Here is a 15,777-nt window from a genome sequence, read left to right on the forward strand (position 1 = left end):
GCCGCGGCAGCGGCTGGTGTCCGCGTGGTGCCGTGGATCGCAAGGCGGAGGAGGGAGCCCACGCGGAGCGTGGGCGACCGACGACAACGCGGCGAGGCGCGGTGCCAGGGCACGCGAGCCCGGCAAGATCCAAACGAGAGGCCCTAGGACGTGTTCCGAAAGTCCCGCCGGCGGGGCGCCACGACAGGCCCGGCCGGCCGGAGCACGCGACACACCGAGGCCCGTCCGAGGCCCTATCCCCGAGGTGAGACACAGAGTGAACTGGGACGACACCAGCGGTGAGACGCCCGCCGACGCGCCGGAGCGGCTCGTCGGCGCGTCCGCGGACGGCGAGGACCAGGCCGTCGAGGCGGCGCTGCGCCCCAAGTCGCTGGACGAGTTCGTGGGCCAGGAGCGCGTCCGCGAGCAGCTCGACCTGGTGCTGAAGGCGGCCCTGGCGCGCGGTGCCACCGCCGACCATGTGCTGCTCTCCGGTGCGCCGGGGCTGGGCAAGACCACCCTTTCCATGATCATCGCGGCGGAGATGAACGCCCCGATCCGTATCACCTCGGGCCCCGCCATCCAGCACGCGGGCGATCTCGCCGCGATCCTCTCGTCCCTCCAGGAGGGCGAGGTCCTCTTCCTGGACGAGATCCACCGGATGTCCAGGCCCGCCGAGGAGATGCTCTACATGGCGATGGAGGACTTCCGCGTCGATGTGATCGTCGGCAAGGGCCCCGGCGCCACCGCCATCCCGCTGGAGTTGCCGCCCTTCACCCTGGTCGGCGCCACGACCCGGGCCGGACTGCTGCCGCCCCCGCTGCGTGACCGGTTCGGTTTCACCGGTCATATGGAGTTCTACGAGAGCGCCGAACTGGAGCGGGTCATCCACCGCTCGGCCCAACTCCTCGACCTGGAGATCGACACCGAGGGCGCCGCGGAGATCGCGGGCCGCTCCCGTGGCACGCCCAGGATCGCCAACCGGCTGCTGCGGCGCGTACGGGACTACGCCCAGGTCAAGGCCGACGGATATATCAACCGCGAGGTCGCCGCCGTCGCCCTCGCGGTGTACGAGGTCGACGCGCGCGGTCTCGACCGGCTCGACCGGGCCGTGCTCCAGGCCCTGCTCAAGCTCTTCGGCGGCGGGCCCGTGGGCCTGTCGACCCTGGCGGTGGCCGTGGGGGAGGAGCGCGAGACGGTGGAGGAGGTCGCGGAGCCCTTTCTCGTCCGGGAAGGACTGCTCGCGCGCACCCCGCGCGGCCGGGTCGCCACCCCCGCCGCCTGGGCCCACCTCGGACTCGCACCGCCCCCGCAGGCTCCCGGCACGGGTGGACAACAGGGTCTGTTCGGGACGTGACGGTGACGCGACGGCGATGTAACGGCGAAGACGCGCGTCCGGTCAGGAACCCGCGTGCGACGCTGGGCGTTGTTCCAACGACGTGGACTCGCTTAGACTCCGCCGATGCCGCCCCTACAGGTCGGCGTACCCACCCCCGTATACCAGGCCGCTCGACAGCGCGGTCGTGCGAAGGAAGTTCCCTCCCGTGAGTCTCGTGACCCTCCTCCCCTTCATCGTGCTCATCGGGGCCATGTTCCTGATGACCCGGTCGGCCAAGAAGAAGCAGCAGGCCGCTGCGCAGATGCGCAACGACATGCAGCCCGGCACCGGCGTCCGCACCATCGGGGGCATGTACGCCACCGTCAAGGAGGTGCACGACGACACGGTTCTCCTGGAGGTCGCTCCCGGCGTCCACGCCGTATACGCCAAGAACGCCATCGGCGCCGTCCTGGACGACGACGAGTACAACCGCATCGTGCACGGCGACGGGACGACCGACGGTACGGTCGTCCCGGACGACGCCTCCTCGCTGATCGAGGCCGACGCCACCGCCGCCCCGGACGACGCCAAGGTCGACCTGGTCAAGGAGACCGAGGCCGACGGAGCCGAGCCCAAGGACGAACCTGAGTCCAAGGACGGCAAGGCCGACGGCGGGACCGGCACGAAGTAGTCATGTCGTCACGGCGGTCCGTACCGCGGCCCGCCGCGGCTCACGGTCCGTGCTGATTTCTGCGGGGGCAGGTCCCCACAACACTTCGTGGCCGCTCCGGCGCACACCCGGCGTGGGGCGGTTGGACAGGGAGAAACGAGAAGGTGGCAGCACCTAATAAGGGCCGAAGGCAAGCGGGGTCCCCAGGCAGGCCGGGCCGCACCCTGGCACTGTTCCTGATTGCCATGGTCGCCCTCACGGGCGGGATGTTCGTGTCCGGTCATGTCACGCCACGTCTGGGGATCGACCTCGCCGGCGGCACGAGCATCACGCTCCAGGCGAAGAACACACCGGGCAAGCCGAACGCGATCAACAAGACCAACATGGACACCGCCGTCAGCATCATCGAGCGGCGTGTCAACGGTCTTGGTGTCTCGGAGGCCGAGGTCCAGACCCAGGGCGACGAGAACATCATCGTCAACATCCCCAAGGGGACGAACGAGAAGCAGGCCAGGGAGCAGGTCGGCACGACCGCCCAGCTCTACTTCCGGCCGGTGCTGACCGTCGCCGACGGCGGGCAGACCGCTCCGCCGCCCGCGCCCAGCGGTTCCCCGAGCGGCTCTCCCAGCCCCTCGTCGAGCGCTTCGCCCGACGAGGCGACAGCCGGTGACTCCTCTCCCCCGGCGGCCCCCTCGTCGAGCGCCACCACCCAGGGCCGGGCCGTCACGGGAGCCCTGACGAAGGACGAGACGCCCACCCCGAGCGGTTCGGCGAGCGGCGCGGCCTCGGACGCGCCCACCCCCCCGGCGACCGCTGACCCCGCCGCCACGCCGCCCCCGGACCCGGCCACCGCGGCGCTGGAGAAGAAGTTCACGGACCTGGACTGCACCAAGGAGGCGCAGCGCACCAAGGCCAACCAGGGAGCGGCGCCCAAGGACACGATCGTGGCCTGCGGCCAGAACTCCGCGGACGCCTGGGAGAAGTACGTCCTCGGCCCCGCCGAGCTGGAGGGCACGGACGTCGACGACGCCAAGGGCGTGCTCGACCCGCAGCGCGGTATGTGGATCGTCACGATGGACTTCACCGGTGGCGGCACCAAGAAGTTCCAGTCCATCACCGGCAAGCTCTCCCAGCAGCAGCCGCCGATGAACCAGTTCGCCATCGTGCTCGACGGCAATGTCGTCTCGGCGCCCTCGGTGAGCCAGACGCTCGGCGGCAGCGCCGAGATCTCCGGCAGCTTCACCCAGCAGTCCGCCCAGGACCTGGCCAACATCCTGTCGTACGGCGCGCTGCCCCTGACCTTCGAGGAGCAGAGCGTCACCACGGTCACCGCGGCGCTCGGCGGTGAGCAGCTCCACGCCGGTCTGATCGCCGGTGCGATCGGTCTCGCCCTGGTGATCATCTACCTGGTGACCTACTACCGGGGACTGTCGCTGATCGCCATCCTCAGCCTCGCGGCCTCGGCGATCATGACGTACACGATCATGGCCCTGCTCGGCCCCGGTATCGGCTTCGCGCTGAACCTGCCCGCGGTCTGCGGCGCCATCGTCGCCATCGGTATCACCGCGGACTCGTTCATCGTCTACTTCGAACGGATCCGGGACGAGATCCGCGAGGGCCGTACGCTCCGGCCGGCCGTCGAGCGTGCCTGGCCGCGCGCCCGGCGCACGATCCTGGTCTCCGACTTCGTGTCGTTCCTCGCCGCCGCGGTGCTCTTCCTCGTCACCGTGGGCAAGGTCCAGGGCTTCGCGTTCACCCTCGGTCTGACCACCGTCCTCGACGTGGTCGTGGTGTTCTTCTTCACCAAGCCGGTGATGACGCTCCTCGCCCGCAAGTCGTTCTTCGCCGGCGGTCACCCCTGGTCCGGACTGGACCCGAAGAGGCTCGGCGCCAAGCCGCCGCTGCGCCGTTCCCGTGCCGCCGCCCCCACCCAACCGAAGGAGGCGTGAGATGTCGCGACTCGGCGCACTCGGCGCCCGGCTCTACCGCGGCGAGGTCGGCTACGACTTCGTCGGGAAGCGGAAGATCTGGTACGGGATCTCGATCCTGATCACCATCACGGCCATCGTCGGACTGGCCGTGCGCGGCCTCAACATGGGCATCGAGTTCAAGGGCGGTGCCGTCTTCACCGTCCCGAGCACCAGCGTCTCGGTGTCCCAGGCCCAGTCGGACACCGAAGAGGCCTCCGGGCACGACGCGATCGTCCAGAAGCTCGGCAACGGCGGACTGCGGATCCAGGTCACCGAACTGGACACCAAGCAGGCCGACGCGGTGAAGACCCAGCTCGCCAAGGATCTGAACGTCGACGAGGCGAAGATCAACGCCGACCTGGTCGGACCGAGCTGGGGCGAGACGATCGCCAACAAGGCGTGGACGGGTCTCGGGATCTTCATGATCCTGGTGGTGATCTATCTCGCGATCGCCTTCGAATGGAGAATGGCGGTCGCGGCGCTGATCGCCCTGATCCACGACCTCACCATCACCGTCGGGGTGTACGCGCTGGTGGGCTTCGAGGTCACCCCGGGTACGGTGATCGGTCTGCTCACCATCCTCGGTTACTCCCTCTACGACACGGTGGTCGTCTTCGACAGCCTCAAGGAGGGGTCGAAGGACATCACCAAGCAGACCCGCTGGACCTACAGCGAGGTCGCCAACCGGTCGATCAACGGCACCCTGGTGCGGTCGATCAACACCACCGTGGTCGCGCTGCTGCCGGTGGCCGGTCTGCTCTTCATCGGCGGCGGCTTCCTCGGCGCCGGCATGCTGAACGACATCTCGCTCTCGCTCTTCGTCGGCCTCGCCGCCGGCGCGTACTCCTCGATCTTCATCGCCACCCCGCTCGTCGCCGACCTGAAGGAACGCGACTCGCAGATCAAGGCGCTGAAGAAGCGGGTGCTCAACAAGCGGGCCGCGGCCGCGGCCAAGGGTGAGACGCCCGAGGGACCGGCCGACACGGGCGCCGAGGACGATCCGGAGGACGCCGGGCCCGGTGACGGCGAGGTGGCTCCGGCCGCGGCGGTCGCCGGTCCGCGCGGTGGTGGGCGCGGCGGGCGTGGCCGCCCGTCCGGGAGACGCAGATGACGGACGACGCCACACGGGAACTGCTGCTCGGCCGTATCCGTGATGTCGCCGACCATCCCAAGCCGGGGGTGGTGTTCAAGGACATCACCCCGCTGCTGGCCGACCCGAAGGCCTTCACGGCGCTGACCGACACGCTCGCCGAGCTGTGCGCACGGCACGGCGCGACGAAGGTCGTCGGTCTGGAGGCACGGGGCTTCATCCTGGCCGCCCCCGTGGCGGTCCGGGCGGGCCTCGGGTTCATCCCCGTACGCAAGGCTGGCAAGCTCCCGGGCGCGACCCTCACCCAGGCGTACGACCTGGAGTACGGCTCCGCCGAACTGGAGATCCACGCCGAGGACCTGGACGCGGGGGACCGCGTCATCGTCATCGACGACGTGCTCGCCACCGGCGGTACGGCCGGGGCCTCGGTCAAGCTCGTCCGACGGGCCGGCGCCGAGGTGGTGGGCGTCGCGGTCCTGATGGAACTGACATTCCTGGGCGGCAGGACCCGGCTGGAGCAGGAGCTGCGAGGGGCCCCGCTGGACGCTCTGATCAGCCTCTGACCACGCGCTGGGTGGATTGACGACCCACAGGACGGGCATCCGGGAACAACCGGGTGCCCGTCCCGCGTTCGGTGGAGTCCCGGACGCTGGGGCGAGAGGGACGCCCGAGGTCGATACCATGGAAGTCCGGGCCTGACCGGGGACCTGGATCCCACGAGGAGCGCTCTTGCCAGAAGAGGTCCAGCCACTGGCCGCCGCGACGCCCGATCATCACACGGAGCAGACCGCGGCGGCGCGAGCCGTGCCACGGAACAACGCCGCGGCGGCTGCCGACGCGAAGGCCGAGCGGAACCCCGCGGAGATCTCCCATGCCCGGCCCACCGAGCCCATGGAGCCCGCCCCGGCCGCCAGGCCCGCCCCGGAACGGCCCTCGATGCCCGTCAGCGCCCCCAAGCCCGGCGCCACGGCCGCGCCCCGCTCCGGTGGCTCCTCCAACCGCGTACGGGCCCGGCTCGCCCGTCTCGGGGTGCAGCGCTCCTCGCCGTACAACCCCGTCCTGGAGCCGCTGCTGCGGACCGTGCGGGGCAACGACCCCAAGATCGAGACCGCGACACTGCGCCAGATCGAGAGCGCCTACCAGGTCGCCGAGCGCTGGCACCGCGGGCAGAAGCGCAAGAGCGGCGATCCGTACATCACCCACCCCCTCGCGGTGACCACGATCCTCGCCGAGCTGGGCATGGACCCGGCCACTCTGATGGCGGGTCTGCTGCACGACACCGTGGAGGACACCGAGTACGGCCTGGACACCCTGCGCCGTGACTTCGGCGACCAGGTCGCGCTGCTCGTCGACGGCGTCACCAAGCTGGACAAGGTCAAGTTCGGCGAGGCCGCGCAGGCCGAGACCGTCCGGAAGATGGTCGTCGCCATGGCCAAGGACCCGCGCGTCCTGGTCATCAAGCTCGCCGACCGGCTGCACAACATGCGCACCATGCGCTATCTCAAGCGGGAGAAGCAGGAGAAGAAGGCCCGCGAGACGCTGGAGATCTACGCGCCCCTGGCCCACCGGCTGGGCATGAACACCATCAAGTGGGAGCTGGAGGACCTCGCCTTCGCGATCCTCTACCCCAAGATGTACGACGAGATCGTCCGGCTGGTCGCCGAGCGCGCCCCCAAGCGTGACGAGTATCTGGCCATAGTGACCGACGAGGTCCAGTCCGATCTGCGCGCGGCCCGGATCAAGGCCACCGTCACCGGCCGGCCGAAGCACTACTACAGCGTCTACCAGAAGATGATCGTCCGCGGCCGGGACTTCGCGGAGATCTACGACCTGGTGGGCATCCGGGTCCTCGTCGACACCGTCCGCGACTGCTACGCGGCGCTCGGCACCGTCCACGCCCGGTGGAATCCGGTGCCCGGACGGTTCAAGGACTACATCGCGATGCCCAAGTTCAACATGTACCAGTCGCTGCACACGACGGTCATCGGGCCCAACGGCAAGCCGGTCGAGCTCCAGATCCGTACGTTCGACATGCACCGCCGTGCCGAATACGGCATCGCCGCGCACTGGAAGTACAAGCAGGAGGCCGTCGCCGGCGCCTCCAAGGTCCGTACGGACGTACCGAGGAACGCGGGCAAGGGCGCGGGCCAGGACACCGTCAATGACATGGCGTGGCTGCGCCAGCTGCTGGACTGGCAGAAGGAGACCGAGGACCCCAGCGAGTTCCTGGAGTCGCTCCGCTTCGACCTGTCACGCAACGAGGTCTTCGTCTTCACGCCCAAGGGCGATGTCATAGCGCTGCCGGCCGGTGCCACCCCCGTCGACTTCGCGTACGCCGTGCACACGGAGGTCGGCCACCGCACCATAGGAGCGCGGGTCAACGGGCGGCTCGTACCGCTCGAATCGACCCTCGACAACGGCGATCTGGTCGAGGTCTTCACGTCCAAGGCCTCCGGAGCCGGGCCCTCACGGGACTGGCTGGGCTTCGTCAAATCGCCGAGGGCCAGGAACAAGATCCGCGCGTGGTTCTCCAAGGAGCGCCGCGACGAGGCGATCGAGCACGGCAAGGACGCCATCGCGCGCGCGATGCGCAAGCAGAATCTGCCGATCCAGCGCATCCTTACCGGAGACTCGCTGGTCACGCTGGCGCACGAGATGCGCTACCCCGATATCTCGTCGCTGTACGCGGCGATCGGCGAAGGCCATGTGGCCGCGCAGGGGGTCGTGCAGAAGCTGGTGCAGGCCCTCGGCGGCGAGGAGGCGGCCAACGAGGACATCGCCGAGAGCGCGCCGCCCTCGCGCGGGCGTACCAAGCGCCGCTCCAACGCCGATCCGGGTGTGGTCGTCAAGGGCGTCGAGGACGTCTGGGTGAAGCTCGCCCGCTGCTGTACGCCGGTCCCCGGTGACCCGATCATCGGCTTTGTCACCCGGGGCAGCGGTGTCTCGGTGCACCGCGCCGACTGCGTCAACGTCGACTCGCTCTCCCAGCAGCCCGAACGGATCCAGGGGGTCGAGTGGGCCCCCACCCAGTCCTCCGTCTTCCTGGTCGCCATCCAGGTCGAGGCGCTGGACCGGTCCCGGCTGCTGTCGGATGTCACCCGTGTGCTGTCCGACCAGCATGTGAACATCCTGTCGGCGGCCGTGCAGACCTCGCGCGACCGGGTCGCCACCTCCCGGTTCACCTTCGAGATGGGCGATCCGAAGCACCTGGGTCATGTGCTGAAGGCGGTGCGGGGCGTGGAGGGCGTCTACGACGTCTACCGGGTCACCTCGGCGCGCAGACCGTAGGACCACGGCGACAGGACGGCGGCCCTGAGTCCTGTCCGGTCGCGGGACCAGGGCGGCCACAAGGCGATCGGGCACACACGGCACTCTCCCCCCCCCGCTCACCCACGTGGAAGGGCCCCGTACACGCGCTGTACGGGGCCCTTCCACGTATCACGGGTACCGCTTGCCGGGCGGCTTCCCAGCCGTCGGCACAGCCGCCGTCTCAGCCGCCGAACTCCTGGAGGCCCTTCAGCGCCTGGTCCAGCAGGGCCTGGCGGCCCTCCAGCTCCTTGGCGAGCTTGTCCGCCTTGGCGTTGTTGCCCGTCGCGCGCGCCGCGTCGATCTGCGTACGCAGCTTGTCGACGGCCGCCTGGAGCTGACCCGTCAGACCCGCGGCACGGGCGCGTGCCTCCGGGTTCGTACGGCGCCACTCGTTCTCCTCGGACTCCTGAAGCGCCCGCTCCACCGTCTGCATCCGGCCCTCGACCTTGGGCCTGGCGTCGCGCGGCACATGCCCGATCGCCTCCCAGCGCTCGTTGAGGGTCCGGAAGGCCGCCCTGGCCGCCTTGAGATCGGTGACCGGCAGCAGCCGCTCGGCCTCGACCGCCAGCTCCTCCTTGAGCTTCAGATTCTCGGTCTGCTCGGCGTCACGCTCCGCGAAGACCTCACCACGCGCCGCGAAGAAGACGTCCTGGGCGCCGCGGAAGCGGTTCCACAGATCGTCCTCGGACTCGCGCTGGGCGCGGCCCGCCGCCTTCCAGTCCGTCATCAGCTCGCGGTAACGGGCCGCCGTGGCGCCCCAGTCGGTGGAGCTGGAGAGCGACTCCGCCTCCGCGACCAGCTTCTCCTTGGTCTTACGGGCGTCCTCGCGCTGTGCGTCGAGCGCCGCGAAATGAGCCTTGCGGCGCTTGGAGAACGCCGAGCGCGCGTGCGAGAAACGGTGCCACAGCTCGTCGTCGGACTTCCGGTCCAGCCTCGGCAGGCCCTTCCAGGTGTCCACCAGCGCCCTGAGCCGCTCACCCGCCGAGCGCCACTGGTCGCTCTGGGCGAGCTGTTCCGCCTCGGTGACCAGAGCCTCCTTGGCGTGGCGCGCCTCGTCGGTCTGCTTCGCCCGCTGCGCCTTGCGCTCCTCACGGCGGGAGTCGACCGTCGCGACCAGTCCGTCGAGCCGTTTGCGCAGTGCTTCGAGATCACCCACGGCGTGGTGTTCATCGATCTGTCCGCGCAGATGGTCGATGGCCGTCGCCGCGTCCTTCGCGGCCAGATCGGTGGTCTTCACCCGCCGTTCGAGGAGGTCGATCTCGACGACCAAGCCCTCGTACTTGCGCTCGAAATAGGCCAGAGCCTCCTCCGGAGAGCCTGCCTGCCACGATCCGACGACCTGCTCGCCCTCGGCCGTCCGCACGTACACGGTGCCCGTCTCGTCGACGCGGCCCCACGGGTCGCTGCTCACAGCGCCTCCTCCACCTGATGCCACCAGGGCAATGCCCCCGGCATCATCCACAGTTTCCTGGGGCGGGCTGCGCCCGCCCTGCACAACGCCAATCTAGGCGACCGGCCGCCCGGCTGTCCGCACTCAGCACGGCCGAAATTCAGAGGGTCACGCCTTGTCGACCGTCCCCTTCTCCACGGTGACGGCCTTCTTGGGCGCGCCGTCGCCGCCGCCGCCGTCCACACCGGCCTCGGCCACGGCTTTCACGGTCTTGAGCCCGGCCTCGTCCATGGTCCCGAACGGCGTGTAGCTGGGCGGGAGTTTGGTGTCCTTGTAGACCAGGAAGAACTGACTCCCGCCGGTGTGCGGCTGGCCGGTATTGGCCATCGCCACGCTCCCCGCGGGGTACGTGACGGCGCCGTCCGCCGCCGGCTTGCCGAGGGCGGTCAGATTCTCGTCGGGGATCGTGTAGCCGGGGCCGCCGGTCCCGTCGCCCTTCGGATCGCCGCACTGGAGGACGAAGATGCCCTCGGTGGTCAGCCGGTGGCACTTCGTGCTGTCGAAGTAGCCCTTGTCCGCGAGGGCCTTGAACGAGTTCACCGTCTCCGGTGTCTTCTTGGCGTCCATCGTGATCCCGATGTCGCCCTGGTTCGTCTTCAGGGAGAACGTGTACTTCGCCGACTTGTCGATCGTCACCTTCGGCGCGGGCACACTGCTCTCGCTCGCCGACGGCGACGGCGGCGGGGTCGGCTCCGCGGACGCCGTCGCCTCCGGCGCGGAGGCCTTGTCCGCGCTGTCGCCGCCGGTCAGCCCGCCGGAGGCCCACGCGGCGGCTCCGCCGACGACCACCACGGCCAGTACGGCGGCGATGACGGTGTTACGGCGCGTCGCCTTCTTCCTGGCCTCCGCCCGGCGCTGCTGCTGCCGCTCGAACTTCTCCCGGGCGAGCTGCCGCCGCCGCTGATCGTTGTTGACCACCGGGTCTACTCCTCGTTGTGTAAGTGATCCTGTCGGTCCGGCCGAACGGGCCTGGCCCCGTACGGTATATGGGTTGGCTGTGGAATGAGCAGCGCCGGTAGGCTCTGATCTGCTGCATTCCTCCGTCGGACGACATATAAGGACGATCGTGCTCATTGCCGGGTTCCCCGCCGGGGCCTGGGGGACCAACTGCTATCTGGTCGCCCCCGCCGCGGGTGAGGAGTGCGTGATCATCGACCCCGGCCACCAGGCCACCCAGGGCGTCGAGGACACGGTGAGGAAGCACCGCCTCAAGCCCGTCGCCGTCATCCTCTCCCACGGGCACATCGATCATGTCGCCTCGGTCGTCCCGCTCTGCGGAGCCCATGGCGTACCGGCGTGGATCCATCCCGCGGACCGGTACATGATGAGCGACCCGGAGAAGGCGCTCGGCCGCTCGATCGGCATGCCGCTGATGGGCGAGCTGACCGTGGGGGAGCCCGACGACGTCCAGGAGCTGACCGACGGCGCGCGACTGGCTCTGGCGGGGCTGGAGTTCACCGTCGCGCACGCGCCCGGCCATACCAAGGGGTCGGTGACGTTCGGAACGCCCGAGGCGCCCGGCGGGGCGGATGTCCCCCCGGTCCTCTTCTCGGGCGACCTCCTCTTCGCCGGCTCCATCGGACGCACCGATCTGCCCGGCGGCGACCACGCCGAGATGATCGAGTCGCTGGCCCGCGTGTGCCTGCCGCTCGACGACTCGACCGTGGTGCTGTCCGGCCACGGCCCCCAGACGACCATCGGCCGCGAGCGCGCCGCCAACCCGTATCTCAGGGAAGCGGCCGCCGGCTACGGAAGCGGCCCCGACGCCGCTCCGCGACGAGGAATGTGACGCACCGGATCCCCATGAGTACTTTCCAGGCCCCCAAGGGCACCTACGATCTGATCCCGCCCGGCTCCGCGGTCTTCCTCGCGGTGCGCGAGGCCATCTCCGCGCCGCTGAAGAACTCCGGCTACGGCTATGTGGAGACACCCGGCTTCGAGAACGTCGAGCTGTTCGCCCGCGGTGTCGGCGAGTCCACCGACATCGTCTCCAAGGAGATGTACGCCTTCGAGACCAAGGGCGGCGACAAGCTGGCGCTGCGCCCCGAAGGCACCGCCTCCGTCCTGCGCGCCGCGCTGGAGGCCAATCTGCACAAGGCCGGGAATCTGCCGGTCAAACTCTGGTACTCCGGCTCGTACTACCGCTACGAGCGCCCGCAGAAGGGCCGCTACCGGCACTTCTCGCAGGTCGGCGCTGAGGCGATCGGCACGGAGGACCCCGCGCTGGACGCGGAGTTGATCATTCTGGCCGACCAGGCGTACCGCTCGCTCGGGCTGCGGAACTTCCGCATCCTGCTCAACTCGCTGGGTGACAAGGAGTGCAGGCCCGTCTACCGGGAGGCACTCCAGGCCTTTCTGCGCGGTCTCGACCTGGACGAGGACACCCGCCGCCGGATCGAGATCAACCCGCTGCGGGTCCTCGACGACAAGCGCGCCGACGTACAGAAGCAGCTCGTCGGGGCGCCGCTGTTCCGCGACTACCTGTGCGACGCGTGCAAGGCGTACCACGAGGAGGTCAGGGAGCTGCTGACCGCGGCGGGAGTGGTGTACGAGGACGACGAGAGGCTCGTACGCGGTCTCGACTACTACACACGCACGACCTTCGAGTTCGTCCACGACGGTCTGGGCGCGCAGTCCGCGGTGGGCGGCGGCGGCCGGTACGACGGACTCTCCGAGATGATCGGCGGCCCCGCGCTGCCGTCGGTCGGCTGGGCACTCGGTGTGGACCGTACGGTGCTGGCGCTGGAGGCCGAGGACATCCGGCTCGACCTTCCCGGCACCACCAGTGTCTTCGCGGTCCCGCTGGGCGAGGAGGCGAGGCGGCGGCTCTTCGCCGTGGTCACCGAGCTGCGCAGGGCCGGCATCGCCGCCGACTTCGCGTACGGCGACAAGGGCCTCAAGGGCGCCATGAAGAACGCCAACAGGTCCGGTGCCCGCTACACGATCGTCGCGGGCGAGCGCGATCTCGCCGAGGGCGTGGCCCAGCTCAAGGACATGGAGAGCGGGGAGCAGGCGCCGGTCGCGCTCGACGCCCTGGTGACGGAGCTGACGCGGCGGCTCGGCTGAGGACACGTACCGGTACGGTCGAACGGTGGCCGCGGAGAAGCGAGCGGCGGCACCCCTGGGCCCAGAGTGATGGAACGGCGATATGACGAGTGCGGCAGTGGACGACATCTCCTCCGAGCGGGAGGAGGGGAGCGCCGTCGGTACGGTCGGCGCGGGCCGGGCGTTCGCGCTGCTGCTGGTGATCACCGGCGCCGCCGGGCTGCTGGCGGCGTGGGTGATCACGCTCGACAAGTTCAAGCTGCTCGAAGACCCCGACTTCGTGCCGGGGTGCAGCCTGAACCCGGTGGTCTCGTGCGGCAACATCATGAAGAGCGAGCAGGCCTCCGCCTTCGGCTTCCCGAATCCGATGCTGGGACTGGTGGCCTACGCCGTGGTGATCGCCATCGGCGCGGGGCTGCTGGCGGGAGCGCGTTACCGGCGCTGGTTCTGGCTCGGGCTGAACGCGGGCACGCTCTTCGGCGTCGGGTTCTGCACCTGGCTCCAGTACCAGTCGCTGTACAACATCAACTCGCTGTGCCTGTGGTGCTGTCTCGCCTGGGTCGCCACGATCGTCATGTTCTGGTACGTGACGTCCCACAACGTCCGCAACGGGACACTGCCCGCGCCCGGTGCGCTGCGCGGCTTCCTCGGCGAGTTCACCTGGGTACTGCCCGCGCTGCACATCGGGATCATCGGGATGCTCATCCTGACCCGCTGGTGGGACTTCTGGACGAGCTGAGCGGACGGTCCGGGCGGACGGTCCGAGCCGGCGGGACCGCGTGCCCCCACGGTGGCGGGCCGCGCGGACCCGCGGTGTCGGTGACCTGGCATAGGCTTCGACGCGTGGAGCCCGACCTCTTTACCGCAGCGGCCGAAGAACGCCAGGAGAAGGATCCGTCCAGCAGCCCCCTGGCCGTCCGGATGCGCCCGCGCGTCCTCGACGAAGTCGTCGGCCAGGCGCATCTGCTCAAGCCGGGATCGCCCCTGCGCCGGCTGGTGGGGGAAGGCGGCGGCGGCCCCGCGGGACCCTCGTCCGTGATCCTCTGGGGTCCGCCGGGCACCGGTAAGACGACCCTCGCGTATGTCGTCTCCAAGGCGACCAACAAACGCTTCGTGGAGTTGTCCGCGATCACCGCGGGTGTCAAGGAGGTACGGGCCGTCATCGACGGGGCCCGCCGGGCCTCCGGCGGCTTCGGCAAGGAGACCGTCCTCTTCCTCGACGAGATCCACCGCTTCAGCAAGGCCCAGCAGGACTCCCTGCTGCCCGCCGTGGAGAACCGCTGGGTGACGCTCATCGCCGCCACCACCGAGAATCCCTACTTCTCGGTGATCTCCCCGCTGCTCTCCCGCTCCCTGCTGCTCACACTGGAGCCGCTCACGGACGGTGATCTGAGCGCTCTGCTCCGCCGGGCGCTCACCGAGGAGCGCGGTCTCGGCGGCGCGCTCACCCTCCCCGGGGACGCCGAGGCGCATCTGCTGCGGATCGCGGGCGGTGACGCCCGCCGTGCGCTGACCGCGCTGGAGGCGGCGGCCGGTGCCGCGCTCGACAAGGGCGAGGCGGAGATCGCCCTCAAAACCGTGGAGGAGACCGTCGACCGCGCGGCGGTGAACTACGACCGCCAGGGCGACCAGCACTACGACGTGGCGAGCGCGCTCATCAAGTCGATCCGCGGCTCCGACGTGGACGCGGCGCTGCACTATCTGGCCCGGATGATCGACGCGGGCGAGGACCCCCGGTTCATCGCCCGGCGGCTGATGATCTCGGCGAGCGAGGACATCGGTCTCGCCGATCCCACCGCGCTGCCGGTCGCGGTCGCCGCGGCCCAGGCCGTGGCCATGATCGGTTTCCCCGAGGCCGCTCTCACCCTCAGCCACGCCACCATCGCGCTGGCGCTCGCCCCGAAGTCGAACGCGGCCACCACCGCGATCTCGGCGGCGCTGGAGGATGTGCGCAAGGGCCTCGCGGGACCGGTGCCGTCCCATCTCCGCGACGGCCACTACAAGGGCGCGGCCGAGCTCGGCCATGCCCAGGGCTATGTCTATCCGCACGATGTGCCGGGCGGTGTCGCCGCCCAGCAGTACGCCCCGGACGGCGTGCGCGGCAGGCGTTACTACGAGCCCACGCGGTACGGAGCGGAGGCCCGTTACGCGGATGTGGTGGACAAGGTCCGTGAGCGGCTGCGCGGCGACGGCGGCTGAACGGGCCCGGCCGCGCCGCCCGGCGGCGCGGCGGTGTCAGCGTGAGGCCGCGTCGAAGAGTGTGTGCATGGCCCGGCGCAGCTCGCTGATGTCCCGCACCGGCTCGGGGAAGTCGAAGCGTGCGTCGAAGCACCGGACGCCGGTGAAGCGCACCCGCAGTCCGAAGCGGTCCAGCCCGACCGGTACGGCAGCGGTCCCCGCCGCCGGCCCCGAACGCTCGCCGATCAGTCCGCGCAGCGTCTGTACCTCGGCGCTGTGCGCGGAGTGGAGATGCTGGAGCAGCTCCGCCTCGTGCTCCGCCAGCGGGTCGGGCACGGCCGCCGCGAAGTCCTCGGGTGCCACCTCGTCCGCGCCCCAGAGATCGTCCACATACGCCTCGCCCACCGTCAGCCGCAGGGTCGTACGCCCCGCTTGCGCCGGACCCGCCTCCACGGTGAGCGGACCGGAGAGCCAGGCCCGCCCCCGGATACGGTGGGGCACGGAGACCGGTGCGACGTCCGTCAGCTCCAGCACCGAGTGCGCTCCGTCCTCCGGCGCGCGGGCGGCGGCCCGTACGGCGGGGGAGCCGGTGGGGAAGACCAGCAGCACCTCGCCGTCCGGCCCGACGGTCCGGGTCCCGGGCATGAACTGGCAGGGCTCCGCCTCGTCCGGACCCGGGAGGAGCAGCATCGCCGAGCATGTACTCTGTACGAGAGTTCGTGTGCGTTCGGCTGCTGACGGCATCCGATCGATTTCAAGCCCGCTGGG

General features: G+C 70.1%; 13 protein-coding genes. 10 read left to right on the top strand and 3 right to left on the bottom strand.

Annotated elements, in window-relative coordinates:
• Nucleotides 1-256: 256 nt before the first annotated feature.
• The 6 genes from ruvB (at nucleotide 257) to ACWGDX_RS35485 (ending at nucleotide 8,315) form a co-directional block, all read left to right on the top strand.
• Nucleotides 257-1,336, top strand: coding sequence for a Holliday junction branch migration DNA helicase RuvB (gene ruvB, locus ACWGDX_RS35460; RefSeq protein WP_453632378.1), 1,080 nt, complete (start codon nucleotides 257-259; stop codon nucleotides 1,334-1,336).
• A 187-nt stretch (nucleotides 1,337-1,523) separates the two neighbouring features.
• On the top strand, nucleotides 1,524-1,988 hold the full coding sequence (gene yajC / locus ACWGDX_RS35465; RefSeq protein ID WP_453632380.1) for a preprotein translocase subunit YajC: 465 nt from the start codon (nucleotides 1,524-1,526) through the stop codon (nucleotides 1,986-1,988).
• A 143-nt stretch (nucleotides 1,989-2,131) separates the two neighbouring features.
• Nucleotides 2,132-3,916, top strand: coding sequence for a protein translocase subunit SecD (secD, locus tag ACWGDX_RS35470; protein ID WP_453632382.1), 1,785 nt, complete (start codon nucleotides 2,132-2,134; stop codon nucleotides 3,914-3,916).
• Nucleotide 3,917: 1 nt separating this feature from the next.
• Nucleotides 3,918-5,048 carry a protein translocase subunit SecF gene (secF, locus tag ACWGDX_RS35475; RefSeq protein WP_453632384.1) on the top strand — a complete coding sequence of 377 codons (1,131 nt, stop codon included), beginning with the start codon at nucleotides 3,918-3,920 and terminating at the stop codon, nucleotides 5,046-5,048.
• Entirely contained in the window at nucleotides 5,045-5,590 is a 546-nt protein-coding gene (locus tag ACWGDX_RS35480) for an adenine phosphoribosyltransferase (protein WP_453632386.1), read from the top strand. The genes secF and ACWGDX_RS35480 overlap by 4 nt, the downstream gene beginning before the upstream one ends.
• A gap of 166 nt (nucleotides 5,591-5,756) precedes the next feature.
• A complete protein-coding gene (locus tag ACWGDX_RS35485; protein WP_453632388.1) occupies nucleotides 5,757-8,315 on the top strand; it encodes a RelA/SpoT family protein in 2,559 nt (852 codons plus the stop codon).
• A gap of 202 nt (nucleotides 8,316-8,517) precedes the next feature.
• Here the strand turns inward: ACWGDX_RS35485 and ACWGDX_RS35490 are convergent, their stop codons facing one another.
• Entirely contained in the window at nucleotides 8,518-9,747 is a 1,230-nt protein-coding gene (locus tag ACWGDX_RS35490; protein WP_453632390.1) for a DUF349 domain-containing protein, read from the bottom strand.
• A gap of 147 nt (nucleotides 9,748-9,894) precedes the next feature.
• On the bottom strand, nucleotides 9,895-10,704 hold the full coding sequence (locus ACWGDX_RS35495) for a peptidylprolyl isomerase (protein WP_453632392.1): 810 nt from the start codon (nucleotides 10,702-10,704) through the stop codon (nucleotides 9,895-9,897).
• Between the two features lie 148 nt (nucleotides 10,705-10,852).
• Here ACWGDX_RS35495 and ACWGDX_RS35500 point away from each other — a divergent pair, with 148 nt between their 5' ends.
• The 4 genes from ACWGDX_RS35500 (at nucleotide 10,853) to ACWGDX_RS35515 (ending at nucleotide 15,030) form a co-directional block, all read left to right on the top strand.
• On the top strand, nucleotides 10,853-11,575 hold the full coding sequence (locus ACWGDX_RS35500; protein WP_453632394.1) for an MBL fold metallo-hydrolase: 723 nt from the start codon (nucleotides 10,853-10,855) through the stop codon (nucleotides 11,573-11,575).
• Between the two features lie 14 nt (nucleotides 11,576-11,589).
• Nucleotides 11,590-12,852, top strand: a complete 1,263-nt coding sequence (hisS, locus tag ACWGDX_RS35505) for a histidine--tRNA ligase (RefSeq protein WP_453632396.1) — start codon at nucleotides 11,590-11,592, stop codon at nucleotides 12,850-12,852.
• Nucleotides 12,853-12,934: 82 nt separating this feature from the next.
• Nucleotides 12,935-13,570, top strand: a complete 636-nt coding sequence (locus tag ACWGDX_RS35510; protein WP_453632398.1) for a vitamin K epoxide reductase family protein — start codon at nucleotides 12,935-12,937, stop codon at nucleotides 13,568-13,570.
• A gap of 104 nt (nucleotides 13,571-13,674) precedes the next feature.
• Complete coding sequence (locus ACWGDX_RS35515; RefSeq protein ID WP_453632400.1) at nucleotides 13,675-15,030, top strand: replication-associated recombination protein A; 1,356 nt, start codon at nucleotides 13,675-13,677, stop codon at nucleotides 15,028-15,030.
• Between the two features lie 36 nt (nucleotides 15,031-15,066).
• Here ACWGDX_RS35515 and ACWGDX_RS35520 read toward each other — a convergent pair whose 3' ends face one another.
• Nucleotides 15,067-15,753 (bottom strand): DUF2470 domain-containing protein, encoded by a 687-nt coding sequence (locus ACWGDX_RS35520; protein WP_453632402.1) that lies wholly within the window; start codon nucleotides 15,751-15,753, stop codon nucleotides 15,067-15,069.
• Nucleotides 15,754-15,777 lie beyond the last annotated feature (24 nt).

This window comes from Streptomyces sp. NPDC055025 (assembly GCF_053608565.1).

Bases quoted from the DNA above. Each gene is read 5' to 3' on its own strand.
- secF (WP_453632384.1), top strand. From the start codon at position 3,918: ATGTCGCGACTCGGCGCACTCGGCGCCCGGCTCTACCGCGGCGAGGTC.
- ACWGDX_RS35480 (WP_453632386.1), top strand. From the start codon at position 5,045: ATGACGGACGACGCCACACGGGAACTGCTGCTCGGCCGTATCCGTGAT.
- hisS (WP_453632396.1), top strand. From the start codon at position 11,590: ATGAGTACTTTCCAGGCCCCCAAGGGCACCTACGATCTGATCCCGCCC.
- ACWGDX_RS35510 (WP_453632398.1), top strand. From the start codon at position 12,935: ATGACGAGTGCGGCAGTGGACGACATCTCCTCCGAGCGGGAGGAGGGG.
- ACWGDX_RS35520 (WP_453632402.1), bottom strand. From the start codon at position 15,753: ATGCCGTCAGCAGCCGAACGCACACGAACTCTCGTACAGAGTACATGC.